This window comes from Kaistella sp., from assembly GCF_041824135.1.
GTDB lineage: Bacteria > Bacteroidota > Bacteroidia > Flavobacteriales > Weeksellaceae > Kaistella.
Genome location: NZ_JBGZYM010000095.1, coordinates 1 through 13,707, shown reverse-complemented (window position 1 = coordinate 13,707; position 13,707 = coordinate 1). Strand labels below are relative to the sequence as shown.

General features: G+C 35.3%; 13 protein-coding genes. 8 read left to right on the top strand and 5 right to left on the bottom strand.

Going from position 1 to position 13,707, the window contains the following annotated elements:
• Nucleotides 1-212: 212 nt before the first annotated feature.
• Together ACEYOS_RS12230 and ACEYOS_RS12225 are read right to left on the bottom strand one after the other, a co-directional pair.
• Nucleotides 213-632, bottom strand: a complete 420-nt coding sequence (locus ACEYOS_RS12230; protein ID WP_373707694.1) for a DUF2147 domain-containing protein — start codon at nt 630-632, stop codon at nt 213-215.
• A 141-nt stretch (nt 633-773) separates the two neighbouring features.
• Nucleotides 774-2,699, bottom strand: a complete 1,926-nt coding sequence (locus tag ACEYOS_RS12225; protein ID WP_373707695.1) for an LTA synthase family protein — start codon at nt 2,697-2,699, stop codon at nt 774-776.
• Nucleotides 2,700-2,816: 117 nt separating this feature from the next.
• On the opposite strand from ACEYOS_RS12225, the gene ACEYOS_RS12220 reads away from it, so the two are divergent.
• From ACEYOS_RS12220 to ACEYOS_RS12200, 5 genes are read left to right on the top strand one after another with little or no spacing between them, the layout of a single operon-like run.
• Nucleotides 2,817-3,533 carry a phosphatidylcholine/phosphatidylserine synthase gene (locus tag ACEYOS_RS12220; RefSeq protein ID WP_373707696.1) on the top strand — a complete coding sequence of 239 codons (717 nt, stop codon included), beginning with the start codon at nt 2,817-2,819 and terminating at the stop codon, nt 3,531-3,533.
• 14 nt (nt 3,534-3,547) lie between these two features.
• Complete coding sequence (locus tag ACEYOS_RS12215; RefSeq protein ID WP_373707697.1) at nt 3,548-4,312, top strand: exonuclease domain-containing protein; 765 nt, start codon at nt 3,548-3,550, stop codon at nt 4,310-4,312.
• A gap of 1 nt (nt 4,313) precedes the next feature.
• Entirely contained in the window at nt 4,314-5,120 is an 807-nt protein-coding gene (locus ACEYOS_RS12210) for a hypothetical protein (RefSeq protein ID WP_373707698.1), read from the top strand.
• Between the two features lies 1 nt (nt 5,121).
• Nucleotides 5,122-5,730, top strand: coding sequence for a fumarylacetoacetate hydrolase family protein (locus ACEYOS_RS12205; RefSeq protein WP_373707699.1), 609 nt, complete (start codon nt 5,122-5,124; stop codon nt 5,728-5,730).
• 58 nt (nt 5,731-5,788) lie between these two features.
• The gene (locus ACEYOS_RS12200) at nt 5,789-6,226 is read left to right on the top strand and encodes a universal stress protein (protein ID WP_373707700.1); all 438 of its coding nucleotides are present in this window, start codon (nt 5,789-5,791) and stop codon (nt 6,224-6,226) included.
• A 72-nt stretch (nt 6,227-6,298) separates the two neighbouring features.
• Here ACEYOS_RS12200 and ACEYOS_RS12195 read toward each other — a convergent pair whose 3' ends face one another.
• The gene (locus tag ACEYOS_RS12195) at nt 6,299-6,535 is read right to left on the bottom strand and encodes a hypothetical protein (protein WP_373707701.1); all 237 of its coding nucleotides are present in this window, start codon (nt 6,533-6,535) and stop codon (nt 6,299-6,301) included.
• Nucleotides 6,536-6,577: 42 nt separating this feature from the next.
• On the opposite strand from ACEYOS_RS12195, the gene ACEYOS_RS12190 reads away from it, so the two are divergent.
• From ACEYOS_RS12190 to ACEYOS_RS12180, 3 genes are read left to right on the top strand one after another with little or no spacing between them, the layout of a single operon-like run.
• Nucleotides 6,578-7,483 (top strand): DUF6427 family protein, encoded by a 906-nt coding sequence (locus ACEYOS_RS12190; protein WP_373709931.1) that lies wholly within the window; start codon nt 6,578-6,580, stop codon nt 7,481-7,483.
• Nucleotides 7,484-7,492: 9 nt separating this feature from the next.
• Nucleotides 7,493-8,077, top strand: coding sequence for a DUF3109 family protein (locus ACEYOS_RS12185; RefSeq protein ID WP_373709930.1), 585 nt, complete (start codon nt 7,493-7,495; stop codon nt 8,075-8,077).
• A gap of 22 nt (nt 8,078-8,099) precedes the next feature.
• Complete coding sequence (locus ACEYOS_RS12180) at nt 8,100-8,744, top strand: MgtC/SapB family protein (protein ID WP_373709929.1); 645 nt, start codon at nt 8,100-8,102, stop codon at nt 8,742-8,744.
• Between the two features lie 91 nt (nt 8,745-8,835).
• Here the strand turns inward: ACEYOS_RS12180 and ACEYOS_RS12175 are convergent, their stop codons facing one another.
• Both ACEYOS_RS12175 and ACEYOS_RS12170 read right to left on the bottom strand, forming a co-directional pair.
• The gene (locus ACEYOS_RS12175) at nt 8,836-12,258 is read right to left on the bottom strand and encodes a M16 family metallopeptidase (RefSeq protein ID WP_373709928.1); all 3,423 of its coding nucleotides are present in this window, start codon (nt 12,256-12,258) and stop codon (nt 8,836-8,838) included.
• Between the two features lie 291 nt (nt 12,259-12,549).
• A partial coding sequence (locus ACEYOS_RS12170; protein ID WP_373797585.1) for a trigger factor occupies nt 12,550-13,707 on the bottom strand: 1,158 nt, incomplete at its 5' end.

Here is a 13,707-nt window from a genome sequence, read left to right as displayed (position 1 = left end):
TGCAACTTCTTCACCCATTAAGAAAATGGACTCATCTTTTCGCATCTCTTCACTCATTGCCTGTGCAATCACTTCTCTAAAAGTATATTCCTTCATGATTTATTAAAAAATTAAAGTACAAAAGTAAGATTTTTTCGGTAAGTACCGTATATGATTATACTAAAAAAGCATCTTCGAAAAGATGCTTTTTATCAAGTTTATGTTTTAAAAACTTATTTAACTGCTTGCCATGTTTGCGTTCTTCCGATCAAAGAGAATCCTACATAACCTCTTACATTCAACTTGTCACCATTACGGGTGATGTTACATTTATAAGTTTTTCCTGTTTTTGGATCGGTAATCGTTCCCCCAGAGAATTCAGAACCGTCTTTTTTCATTCCACGAACCACTTCCATTCCTAAGATTGGTTTGTTTTTACGGTCGTCTTTACACTCTGTACAATTTGCCTGCGCAGGTTTGATTAAGAGTTGAACCACCTTACCATAGTATTTACCATCCGATTTTTTGGTTATTTCTACAATCGATTTAGCCTGTCCGGTTTCATCATCGATGGTTTTCCATTTCCCTTCGATTTGAGCATAAGAAAGTGTCGCAAATAATAATGCAGCAAAACTGAAAAGTATTTTTTTCATTTTAAAATTGTTTTAATTTTTAGTTTGATAAAAGTAATTAAAAAAAGTTAAACACCAAATATTTAACTATTCATATCATAAGAGGCAAAAGTACTGCCAAAATATTAATTATTAAGCAACGGTTTAATTTAAATTCTGATTTTAATTTAATTTACGATTGATCACTCTGTTCATATAATCCTGATACCAAGCTTTACTTAAAAGAATTCCTTTTTGGATCTCTGGGTTATCCACCTTATTAAGCAGGTTTTTCTCTAAACCTCTATCATCAATAGTATAAATCCCAGTTACTTCTTTTCCATTGAATAGGTAAATGTAGTTTCCAATCATAAACTGTTCATTGATAGAATCAGAATTTATGATCATATAATCTTCCTTCTTATCGGAAACTAAACTTCTTCCCCAACTTCTGATCTTTTTATTGTAACCCATTAAATCTACTAAAGTCGGATAAATATCCATCTGTTGTGCAGGTTCTGTTACTTCTCCTTTTAAGTTATATTTCGGATTTGGCGAATAAAACAGGATAGGAACGGAAAATCTGTTGATTGATTTTTCATATTCAGGATAGCCAACCTGATTGGTATGATCGGATACCAGAACAAATATCGTGTTGTTAAACCATGGCATTTTCTCCGCTGTTTTAAAAAACTGTTTCAAAGCATAATCGGTGTAACCAATGGGTTCATGAATTTCAAGCGGTCCTTTTTTAAATTGACCCTGATACTTTTCCGGAACTTTAAAAGGATGATGAGAAGAAACGGAAAACAAAGTCGCCATAAAAAGACTTTTCTTTTGATTTAAAGTTTTCGCAAAATATTGGAAAAACGGTTCGTCCCAGATCCCCCAAATTCCATCGAAATCAGCATCATTATTATATTCTGTTTTTCCATAATAATGTTTAAAACCTAAAATATTTCCAAATCCTAAAAAGCCCATCGAACCATTTGGTGCACCATGAAAGAATGAAGTGTCGTAACCCATATCATTAGAAATAGAAACAATCGACTGGATTTTTTGATTCGAATAAGGTGAACTCGTAAAAGCATCTTTCAAGGTCGGAATTCCTGCTAAAATAGAACTCATGCCATGAATTGATTGTCGTCCGTTGGCAAAAGCATTTGTTGCAATGAGACTTTTGGTGGCTAAACTATCGAAGAACGGCGTGTAGGAAACGAAGTTTTTAATATCGGTATTTTTATTAAAAGCGCCCGAATATTCTTTGCCAAAACTTTCTAGAATAAAAATAACGATATTCGGTTTTGGCTCCACTTCTTCACGAGTGTATAATTTATAAGGATGAATATTTTCATCAATAAACTTTTCATCTACGAAATGAACTTCCTGAAAATTATTGGTATTCATCGTTCTGAAAAAAGAAAACACACTGTTCAACACTACATTCGCTTGCGCTGGTTTGGTAACATGTCTGTTCGCATCAACCAGATTAATCGGACGGGTGGAATGTTTAAAATCACCCCGAATTCCGCCCACAACCAATAAAGCTGTCAAACATAAAGTGAGCACTGAAAAAACAAAATACGGAATTAATTTAACGGGTTTCTGAAAGTTCACTTTCACTTTTTTATAAAGGAAGATCCAAAGAGCCATCAAAATAATAAACCAAACAATCACCATAGGATGTTCTATTATGGACAGTAAAAATACTTTCCCAACATTACTTTCATGCTGTGCCACGTTCATTGCAGCTGTTGTCAATCTCGCCTGAGAAAATTTGAAATAAACGAAATCTCCGAAATTCATTCCGTAAGAAATTCCATTGGTTATGAAATAGAGATAAAATAAAAACTTCTGATAAACTTTCTTGGTATTAATAACAATCGGAATGATACTCAACAAAATGAAGAGCGAATTCACATAAAAAATCGCTGTCGTATCAAAGGCAATTCCATGATATGCCAGATTTAGATATTCTGAAATGCTATCAACGGGAATTAAATTTTTATTGAAAAACCAAAAAAGCAGACGCGCGATCTGATAGAAAAAAAAGGCGAGAAATATTCGGTAAAGTAGAGCAACAATTTCCTGTAATCTAAATTCTTTCATTAATAATAAGTTGAAATTAGTGCTGCAAATTTACATTATTTTAGAACTTTAATAAACAGGTGATGGTATTCCAAAAAGCTGGAATTTAATTTTAATAAAAACCTTACTTTTGTATTTATGAACTTTATTAAAAACAACCTCGCAAATGCCTTCACACTTGCGAATTTATTTTCTGGAAGTGTTGGGGTCATCCATTTAATTAATGGTGATTATCAAACTACTGCGATCTGTATTATTCTATCTTTAGTCTTAGATTTCTTAGATGGATTTGTCGCCCGCGCCATGAAATCAAATTCTGAACTGGGTGTTCAATTGGATTCGCTGGCTGATATGGTGAGTTTCGGCTTGTTACCGGGAATCGTGATGTACAAAGCTTTAGAGCCTTTTGGAAATCAGTTGTTGGGAATGGAACTTCCTTTTGAAATTAAATATCTTGGACTTTTTGTTACTTTATTTTCATGTTTGAGATTGGCAATTTTTAATTTAGATGATGAGCAGACTTATTATTTTAAAGGATTAAATACACCGTCAAATACGATTTTACTTTTCGGTTTGTATTATGCTTTTTTAGAAACAGAAAGTTTTAAAGTTCTGTTTGAAAACCCTTTGATATTACTGTTGATCACTATTATTTCTTCCTGGCTTTTGGTAAGTCCGATCAAAATGATCTCTTTGAAATTCAAATCGATGAAACTGGAAGATAATTATCCTAAGGTCGCTTTACTAATCGGGGTTATTCTACTCTTAATCATCTTTAAAACAGTCGGAATTCCTTTAGCGATGTTATATTATATGGTGATATCTGTGATTTCTCAAAAACAATTGTCGAAATAAAAATATAAAATTAAATGAATTTAAAACTCCATAAACCCCTTTGTGTTTTTGATTTAGAAACAACCGGAACTCAGGTTGCAAAAGACAGAATCGTAGAAATTTCAATCTTGAAAGTCAATCCTGATGCTTCACGGGAAAGCAAAACCTGGCTGGTAAATCCTGAGAGGCCGATTCCCGCAGAAACTTCTGCGATCCATGGAATTACGGATGAAAGAGTGAAAGACGCGCCAACCTTTAAAGAAATTGCCTCGAAAGTCATGGACATGATCGCTGGAACAGATTTAGGAGGTTTTAATTCTAACCGTTTTGATGTGCCACTTTTGGCCGAAGAATTATTAAGAGCAGGATTAGATTTCGATCTAAGCAAATTCAAATTGGTCGATGCCCAAACCATTTTTCATAAAATGGAACCAAGAAATTTGACAGCTGCTTATCAGTTTTATTGTAAAAAAGAATTGATCAATGCGCATTCTGCAGAAGCAGATGTTCTGGCAACCTTCGAAGTTCTCGATGCACAAGTTGGACATTACGACGAACTTCCAAACGACATCGCCAGTTTAAGTGAAATTTCTTCTCACCATAAATTTGCAGATTTAGCTGGATTTATCGCTTTTGACAAAGAGGAAAAAGAAACTTTCACTTTCGGAAAATATAAAGGTCAAAGAGTAAAAGAAGTTTTCCAGAAAGATCTGGGTTATTACGGTTGGATTCAAAATGCTGATTTCCCGCTTTACACCAAGAAAGTTTTAACAGGAATTCAATTAAGAAGCAAATTCTAAGATGAAAACTCTAGTTGTTTTACTGATTTGTATATTTAATTTGTCTTCGGGTCAATTTAGATATATGACGGGAAACGATTGGAACAGACTCGGATTTACAAATAAAGTTAAAGAAAGCACGGCTACAGAGCAATTCTTTTCAAAAAGTGATAGCGCACGACAATATAAAAGAATCACGCATTATTCTTTTAATAAAAAAGGGAAACTTATTGCCACAAAAAATTATAAAAGTAACTTTGGAAATCCTGTAATTACAGTAGCTTCAAGGGAAATAGTCTGGAATGAAAAAGGACTACCTACTTTAATTAAAGAATCTTCAGGTACTTCTACTTTTGAATATCCAAAGGATTCAGTGGTCGTAATTACGATGATGAACAATGATAAAGTAGTAAAAACATCAAAGTATATTCAAAATAAAAACTTAGAAACCACTTATCAAAACTTTTATAATAAAAATGGTAAAGAGCAGACCACCGGAATTTATCAATATGATCAACAAAACAGAATCGTTCGCTCATACGATAAGATAACTGCTCCTGATGGAAATATCGAAGAGATTAGAATTTATACCGTCTTTAACCAAAAGTGCTATGAATTAATCAAAGAAAATTTCGGAGATATGATCACCGAAAATATTTTAAATAAAAATTGTGATCCCGTAAAGACGACTCAGACGCTCAGACAAAAAGCTTTAGCTTCTTACGAATTTGTTTACAGTTACGACAAAAAGCAAAATTGGACGGAAAGAACGACTTATTTAAATGGAAAGAAATATGCTTACTCAACCAGGAACTTAATATATTATTAAAATGAAAATCATTTGCATCGGTAGAAATTACGCAGAACACGCTCGGGAACTCGGAAATGAAATCCCGGATAGTCCTGTAATCTTTATGAAACCCGACACGGCAGTTCTGAAAAAAGGAAGCGATTTCTACATTCCAGAATTTTCAAATGACGTTCATTATGAACTGGAAGTCGTGTTGAAAATATCGAAAGGTGGAAAATACATTCAGGAGGAAAATGCTGATAAGTATTACGACGAAATCGGTTTGGGAATCGATTTTACGGCCAGAGATTTACAGAGCGAATTGAAAGCAAAAGGACTTCCCTGGGAATTGTCCAAAGGTTTTGATGGCAGCGCGGTTGTCTCTGAGTTTTATAATAAAGAAGATTTCGATATGAAAAATATCAACTTTTCTTTAATGAAAAACAAGGAAAAAGTTCAGAATGGAAATACGTCTTTAATGATTTTCTCACCACAAAAAATCATTGCATTTGTATCTCAATACTTTACGTTGCGGGTTGGTGATTTAATTTTCACTGGAACGCCGAAAGGAGTTGGCAAAGTTTCAGAGAACGATCTTTTAGAAGCTTTTCTGGAAGATCAAAAAGTCTTTGACTTGCGAATTCAGTAAGATCTCGCTTGAAGATGTCAATAAATAGCTGTAACTTTAGGAAACAAAATTTAAGATCATGACAAACATTATTTTACCTGTAGATTTTTCGGAAGACGCTACTGAAAAATTAGTCCAGGGAGCGATAAAATTCGCTAAGGAAACCAACGGGAAAATTTGCCTCATTCACGTGGCACCTTCCGATATCGGCTTCGCGATTGGTGATATGGGATTTCAGTATTTCCCCGAAATTGAACAAAACGAAATTAAACAAGAATTGGTTCAATTGAATACGATTGAGCAGCGAATCATTGCCCAGGAAGTTGATTGCGAGCACTTGCTGAAACAAGGTGTTGCAGGAGATGTTATTCTAGAATATGCGAAAGATAAAGACGCAGGATATATTGTAATGGGTTCTCACGGACGCAGCAATATGTACGACGTTTTTGTAGGAAGTTTAACGAAAGAGTTAACCCGCCGTTCACCGATTCCGGTATTAGTTATTCCTATTCATTAAAATAAAAATAGACATACAGAAAATCCCGAAATTGTAGAAATTTCGGGATTTTTATTGTAAATCGGATATCAATTATTTACTTTCTTTTCTATGAATTTTCGGGTCATAATAAGGATGATGACCTTCGGTTGGAGAGAAATACTCCTTGTCTTTATTACCACCTAAAGTAGTATATAAAACATACACCCAATAGCAAAAAATAGCTGTTGCAGCGAAGAATAAGATCCAGTTGACAACATTTCCTGCGGCTTCAAAAAAACCGAAAGACCATTTGAACACACTACTTAAGAATAACCAGAAAGACGTCATTATTTTCCTTTTTTAAATTAACTTTGCACAAATTTATAAAAAATGTTTCGATTACTTTCAAAAGAAAGCAATATATTTTCAGTTCCGGTGTACATTGGGATTCTTCTTTTAATTGTAATTAGTTTTAACTTCTTAGATTTCAACACTTTAGAACTTGTTTCAGCAGCCGTTACTTTTGCGGGAGTTGCGCTGGGATACTTCTGTTTTAATGCAATTGCGTTAAATTATCAAACTCATTTACCGCTTTTTCTCTATACGGCCTTGGTTTTCGCACTTTATCCCGGAGATTTAGATATCGGAATTGCAGTTTCGCTTTTCACCAATTCGATCATCATTTTACTTTTAACGAGCGATAATATTTCTGTTCGTAACTATTCCTATATTTTAGTAGGTTCTATATTGGCGCTTAATTTTATCTTTTTGCCGACTACCTGGCCCATGTTTATTTTCGTTATTTTCCATATTATCGGAACTTCGAACAGAGTCGGTTTGCATACATTCAGATTGTTTTTTGGAATTCTATTGGTAGCACTTTCCTATTTGGGTCTCTCCTATTTTTTAAATATGAATTCCTGGAATCCGGCCTACTTCCCTTTCACCGGATTTAAAACTCAAAACCATTATGACAATCTTTTATTACTGATTCCAGTTGCTATTTTACTGATCCATTCGGTGATGGATCATTTTAAAAACTTTAATAAAAAAAGTCCGACCAGCAGATTTAAATATACTTTTCTATTGGTATTCTCTTTGGCGCAATTAATTACGATTGTTCTCTATATGGGAAACAATTATGAATATTTAATTTTACTGGCCTTACCAACCTCGATCATCATTAGCAGAATGCTTCGGTTTTCTAAAAAATACTGGAAGCAGGAAGTCGGTTTATGGCTGATCATTTTCTCGCTGCTTGCATTTAAACTTTCTACTTATTTTAATTTCTTTTAATACAACAACATGATTCAAATTGACGATAAATTAATTTCTGAAGATATCTTTTCTGAGGAATTCGTATGTAACCTGAGCAAATGCAAAGGCGCCTGCTGCGTTGAAGGTGATGTAGGAGCCCCCTTAGATAAAGATGAAACATTGATACTCGAAAGAATTTTCGATCAGGTAAAGCCCTATCTTAGACCAGAAGGTGTAGAAGCCATCGAACGACAGGGAACCTGGGTTTTGGATCCGAGCGATAATGATTATGTAACGCCGATGGTTGAAGGAAAAGAATGTGCTTACGTGATTTTTGACGAAAAAGGAATTACCAAATGTGGAATTGAAAAAGCCTACGAAGATGGCGCCGTAGATTGGCAGAAACCGATCTCATGTCACCTTTATCCTATTCGTATTGATGAGTACAGAACTTTCACCGCGCTGAATTATCATAAGTGGGAAATATGCAGCGATGCTTGCGCGTTAGGAAAAGAATTGAAAGTTCCTATTTATAAATTTGTAAAAACTCCACTCATCAGAAAATACGGTGAAGAATGGTACAAAACATTGTGTGAGGCGGCCGATGAATGGAAAATTGAATACGGTTCTTAAAAATTAATTAACTTTAATCAATATGTCGGAACACTTTGAACTTTTAGATGTTTATAAAGCATTTATTTCCCTGGCCGCTGGATTAATCCTGGGATTGGAGCGGGAAATGAAAGATAAATCTGCAGGTCTTAAAACGATTACCATTATCTGTTTGGGTTCTACCCTGTTTTCCATTATTTCTTACAAATTAGCGGGAACCGGCGATCCGACAAGGGTTGCAAGTTACATCGTAAGCGGAATCGGATTCTTGGGTGCCGGAGTTATTTTCAAAGAAGGTTTCAGCGTTTACGGTTTAACTACGGCGGGAATTATCTGGATTGCAGCCGCCATCGGAATGTCAATTGGATTTGGTGAAATCTATATCGCTTTTACCTTTTTGATCTGTGCCTTGATTGTGATTTACGTCGCTAAGTTTTTCACCAGCCAGTTTGTTCATTATCATCACAATAAAATTTTGAGATTTAAAATGCCAGTTTCAGCAGTTAATCAAAAGAAAATCATTCTCAACGATATCAAAAAAGTTTGCAAAGTTGCTTACGAAATTGCACTGGAAAAAGAAGGTGAATTTCTTTTCGTTACGCTCGATCTCCACATCAATAATCAACAGATTGAAGTCTTAGAATCTTACCTCATTAAAAATGAAAATATAGAATCTTTTAGTTATTAGCGTTTCCTTTTTAAAAGATAAAAAACTTTAAAACAATAAAAAAATCCGTCTCGCATTTCTGCGAGACGGATTTACTTTATAAATACTTTACTTATTTAAAGTCAGCGTCGGAAACGTCTTTGTTCAAAACAAATTCCGTTACGGTCATATCGATATTTTGTCCCATGGCAGAAATCTTCATCGCTTTCGGAACTTTAATTCCGTCAACGGTCATGTATTCTGTAATCATCATGTCACCTTGTGGTGAAGTCGATTTTACTAATAATCCAGAGCTCATATCAAAGTAAGATTTTCCATCTTTACCTTCAAGAATAAAAGCTTCTTTGCCATCTACTGCACCTTTCGTAACCGAAGTATAATCTGCAGCCTTCATTGATAAAGCATTAAATAATTTTGCATCTTTCATCTTGTCAGTTGCCGCAGCCGGAAGGTCCATTTTCTGGCCACCTTGCATTGCATATCCTTTTTCACCATCAAATACGGTAACAGATTCCTGACCCATCACACTTTGAGTTGCTTTGGATTTGTTACCCATTTTCTTTTCAGTCACTTTAATTTCCATTCCGCCCATCATCATGTTCGCATTTGATTTGATGGATTTCACGGCTTCTAATTTAGCTTTTCCACCAATTGCGGCAACATAAGTATCAATTACCTGTTGAGGAGAAATTGCTGCTGGTGAAGTTGCGGTTGTTTCTTCTTTTTTCACATTCGCTTCCCAGCCATCCTCTGGCATTAAGGTCGCTACAATTCTATCTTTTGATAAATATTTCTTAGCAACATTTTGAAGATCTTTAACGGTAAGCCCTTTTAACTTCGTTTCATAATTTAAGATTTCATAACGGTCGCCACCTTCTAACTGATATTTTGAAATGTTCGATAACCAATAGCCGTTATCTTTCAAATTACCTCTATCATCGTTTAATTCTCCTTCTTTAAATTTATCCAGATCTTTTTGTTCTGGTCCTTTATCAATATATTTTTGAAGTTCAGCGATCGCACTTTTCGTCAGTTTTTCAGCGTTTTCGGGACCACATGGGAATTGAAGACTGAACTGGTACATCCCATAAGGAACTTTAACCATTCCTCCTCTAGCGCCACCACTGTAAATTCCGCTTTCTTCTTCACGAAGTTTCTCAATTACTTTGATCGTTGCCACCTGACCTAAAGCACTCAAGGCTAGATCTTCTTTTTCATTATAAGGTGCTTCGCCAGCATAACTGATCACCACCAAACTTTTAGGATCTTTTCCTTTTTTGTACACTTTATTAAAAGTTCCGGTTACAGAACGGTAACCACTGTCTTTGAAAGAGCTCGCTTTTCCAGTCGAAGGAAGGCTTCCTAAATACTGAGTTGCATATTCTTTCAATTGATTTTCATCAAGATTTCCAACAAAGTAGAAATGGAAGTTTCCAGCGTTGCTAAATCTTTGTTTGTAAATGTCGTACGCATTTTTATAATCGGCTTTCGCCCAGTCTTCTGCTAATGGAACAACATTCGTAAACCTTGGATTTTTCTGATTTAAGAATTTCGAGTATTCATTAGAAAAGTAAAACTGCGGATTAGAAAGCAAATTGGCCGTCACTGCAGATTGCTTTTCTTTGTAAGCCGTGAACGATGCGGGATCATTATTCAAACCGGTGAAGTAAGAATAGATTAATTCCATAGCAGTTCCTAAATCTTTAGCTGTTGTTCTACCATTAACTCCTTCGGTTAAATTTCCGATGAATGGAGAAACGCTCACTTGTTTTCCTGCAAGATAATTGGTGATTTCAGTTTTCGAATATCCATTTACTCCTGCTTCAGCAAGCGCTGGAAATACAAATTGAGTTTTCACATAATCCGCATCAGAAGCCAGTGAACTTCCGCCCAAACTTCTGGCTGTAAATACGATCTCGTCTTCTTTAAAATCTGTTTTCTTATAGGTAACTTTTACGCCGTTATTTAAAGTTAAAGTCGTAGTTCCTAATTTAGAATCTGTTTCTGTTTTAACAATTTTTCCAGTTGATTTGAAGGGTTTCAACAAACTCGCAATACTGGCTTTTTCCTGGTAAGGAGTTAACTTCGCCAATTTCACTTCCTGCATCGCTTTCAAAACCTGGTTTTCAGTTGGCTGAACCAATCCGTCTTTTTTCGGACCTGTGATCACGATCACCTGGCTGTCATCTTTTACATAATTTTTAACAATGTTGTTCACTTGCTCCAAATTGATAGAAGGCAAATAAGATTTCGTTTGGTTGTATTCCCAAGTAATTCCAGGAATCGGTTCGCTCTGTAAAAAACTGTTCACATATTCACCTACCAGCATTTCGCTTTCAGTTTTGTCGCGATTGTTGTAGGTTTTCTCCAAATTGGAAAGGATTTGAGATTTCGCTCTTTCCAACTCAATCGCCGTAAATCCAAATTTACTGGCTCTTTCAACTTCTTCTAAAAGAACTTTCAACGCATCTACCTGTTTTCCATCTTTGGTAACAGCCATTCCCTGAAATGCCTCTTTACCTCTGGCATAAGTGCCGCCATGATAAACCACTCCATACGTAAAAGGTGGATTATTAGAATTTACCATTTCCATCAAACGGTTGTTGATCATTGTTGCCGCTAAACCTTTAACCATACTTTGGTTGTACTGAGGAACTGTAGTATCTGGTTCTGCTTTACCAGCATCTTTCATGATGAACTGTACACGGGAATTGGTTGCATCTGGATCGCTTTCAATCGCTACCAAAGTTTCTTTGTGATTCGGTAAATCAAAAGTCTGTCTTGCTCGTTCGTTCGTAGGGTTTTTGTAAGAACTAAAGTTGGCTTTAATTTTCTTCTCAACCTCATCAACATTAATATCTCCCACAACTACCAAAGCCATCAAGTTCGGACGGTACCAGTCTTTATGGAATTTACGGATGACATCTGGTTTGAAGTTTTCCAGAATTTCTTTTTTACCAATTGGCAAACGGTCTGCGTAATGAGATTTGTATAAATATTTCGGTAGATACTGGTCCATCATTCTTTTGTCCGGTCCTAAACCGTTGCGAAGTTCTTCTAGAACAACACCTCTTTCTTTATTGATTTCAGCATCGCTTAAAGTGGCGTTAAAAGCCCAGTCTTCCATCACCTTTAATCCTGCGTCAAGATTTCCTGGTTTATCTAAAGGAACTGGTAACATATAAACCGTTTCGTCAAAACTGGTGTACGCATTTAAATGCTGACCAAATTTAACTCCGATGGATTGTAGAAAATCTACCAGTTTATTGTCTGGGAAATTCTTGGTACCATTGAAGTTCATGTGCTCCATAAAGTGAGCCAGACCTCTTTGATTATCATCTTCTAAAATAGAACCCACATTGATCGCCAGTCGAAATTCGACTTTCTTTTCTGGTTTCGTATTTTTTTTGATGTAATACTTCATTCCGTTGGATAGTGTTCCTGTCCTAACGGCAGGATCTACGGGAATGTTTTGGGCGAATGTTGTCCCCAATGCCATGAAAAGCACAGTGAACGATAATAAAACTTTCTTCATATTATTTAATAAGATTAAAAATAAAATTATTTAAATTGTACTAAAGTAGTCGATGAAATAGCTGAAAGGTTACAATTTAAAATCACAAAATCTCTTTTAAACACAAATAACTTCAATCAATTAACACGAAGTTCACTAAAAAATGTGATAATGCCTGGAACTTTGAAATGATTGCAAACAGCTTTAAATTGGAGTGATTTATGAAACCATTACAGTAATTCGTGTTTAGAATTCAAATAAAAAAATCCGTTTCGATTGAACGAAACGGATCTAGTATTTATTGAGAAAAAATTACTTTTTCAATTCTTCCAAAAACTCATCATGAGAAATTTTGGTTTCTTTTTTAGTTGCTTTTTCTAAAATTACATCTTTCAATTTAGCCATTCCAACTTCAGAAGAGATCTGACGAACCTGCTCTTGATCTTTCAACATATCAGCAGCATATTTCTGTACTTCTTCATCCGGTAAGTGGTGAATTCCGTACATCGCTAATTGATTACGAACCAACTGCTCGGCTTGTCCTAAAACGTCTGCATAATCTAAAGTGATCTCGTTGTCGTTCATCAATTTTCCTTCAAGGATCTGATATTTCAACTGATTTTTTTCTGCTTCTAAGATTTCTTTTGCCTGTGCTTCAGAAGTTACTTGCTCATTGCTGAACATTAACCATTTGATCAAGAACGTTTCCGGAAGTTTAACTTCTTCTTTTTCGTTGATCTCAGCCAATACTTTATTTACGAAATGAACATCAGCATTCTGTTGGAAATACTCATCCAATTCAGCTTTTACTTTGTCTTTCAATTCTTCTTCAGTCTTGATCGTTCCTTCACCGTAAACTTTGTCGAATAACTCTTGGTTTAATTCTGCTAAGTTTAATCCGAAGAAATCTTTTACTTTCACCTCGATCTGGTCGTGGTGTAAATGTTCTACTTCTTCTTTGCTGAAACTTAATTCTTTCGCCAACTCTTCGTTTTTCTCTAAATCGGCTTTAGAAACTTTTACTGATTCGTCTTTTTTCAAAGATTTCACCAATTCGAAAGCTGCTTTTCTAGCGATATCAATGCTGATATTTTTCGGCGCGTGGTTATGTTCTCCTTCTGCCCCTTCTTCAATTACCTGACTAATTTCTAAAGCAACTGTAGAATCATCAGCGATCGCATCTTGAGGAACCTGCTCAGCGAAACGCTTTTGCATATTCTCGATACTTTGGTTGATTTCTTTTTCAGAAGCTTCTACTTTAAAATGAGGAGCTTCATATTTTGCTAAATCAATCGTAAATTCAGGTTCGTACCCAACTTCAAAACCAACAGAAAGTGATTCTGCGTTGTGATCCATTGCATCAACTGGTTGTGGAACCGGCTGACCGACCAATCTCAATTTGTTTTCAGTCACATAATTATTCAACCCTTCAGAAACCTGTTTGTTGATTTCTTCAAAAGCGATTCCTGC

What these genes read in the sequence shown, in the direction of transcription:
- ACEYOS_RS12175 (WP_373709928.1), bottom strand. Translation starts at nt 12,258, where the DNA reads ATGAAGAAAGTTTTATTATCGTTCACTGTGCTTTTCATGGCATTGGGG.
- ACEYOS_RS12200 (WP_373707700.1), top strand. Translation starts at nt 5,789, where the DNA reads ATGACAAACATTATTTTACCTGTAGATTTTTCGGAAGACGCTACTGAA.
- ACEYOS_RS12185 (WP_373709930.1), top strand. Translation starts at nt 7,493, where the DNA reads ATGATTCAAATTGACGATAAATTAATTTCTGAAGATATCTTTTCTGAG.
- ACEYOS_RS12215 (WP_373707697.1), top strand. Translation starts at nt 3,548, where the DNA reads ATGAATTTAAAACTCCATAAACCCCTTTGTGTTTTTGATTTAGAAACA.
- ACEYOS_RS12190 (WP_373709931.1), top strand. Translation starts at nt 6,578, where the DNA reads ATGTTTCGATTACTTTCAAAAGAAAGCAATATATTTTCAGTTCCGGTG.
- ACEYOS_RS12180 (WP_373709929.1), top strand. Translation starts at nt 8,100, where the DNA reads ATGTCGGAACACTTTGAACTTTTAGATGTTTATAAAGCATTTATTTCC.
- ACEYOS_RS12205 (WP_373707699.1), top strand. Translation starts at nt 5,122, where the DNA reads ATGAAAATCATTTGCATCGGTAGAAATTACGCAGAACACGCTCGGGAA.
- ACEYOS_RS12195 (WP_373707701.1), bottom strand. Translation starts at nt 6,535, where the DNA reads ATGACGTCTTTCTGGTTATTCTTAAGTAGTGTGTTCAAATGGTCTTTC.
- ACEYOS_RS12220 (WP_373707696.1), top strand. Translation starts at nt 2,817, where the DNA reads ATGAACTTTATTAAAAACAACCTCGCAAATGCCTTCACACTTGCGAAT.
- ACEYOS_RS12230 (WP_373707694.1), bottom strand. Translation starts at nt 632, where the DNA reads ATGAAAAAAATACTTTTCAGTTTTGCTGCATTATTATTTGCGACACTT.
- ACEYOS_RS12210 (WP_373707698.1), top strand. Translation starts at nt 4,314, where the DNA reads ATGAAAACTCTAGTTGTTTTACTGATTTGTATATTTAATTTGTCTTCG.
- ACEYOS_RS12225 (WP_373707695.1), bottom strand. Translation starts at nt 2,699, where the DNA reads ATGAAAGAATTTAGATTACAGGAAATTGTTGCTCTACTTTACCGAATA.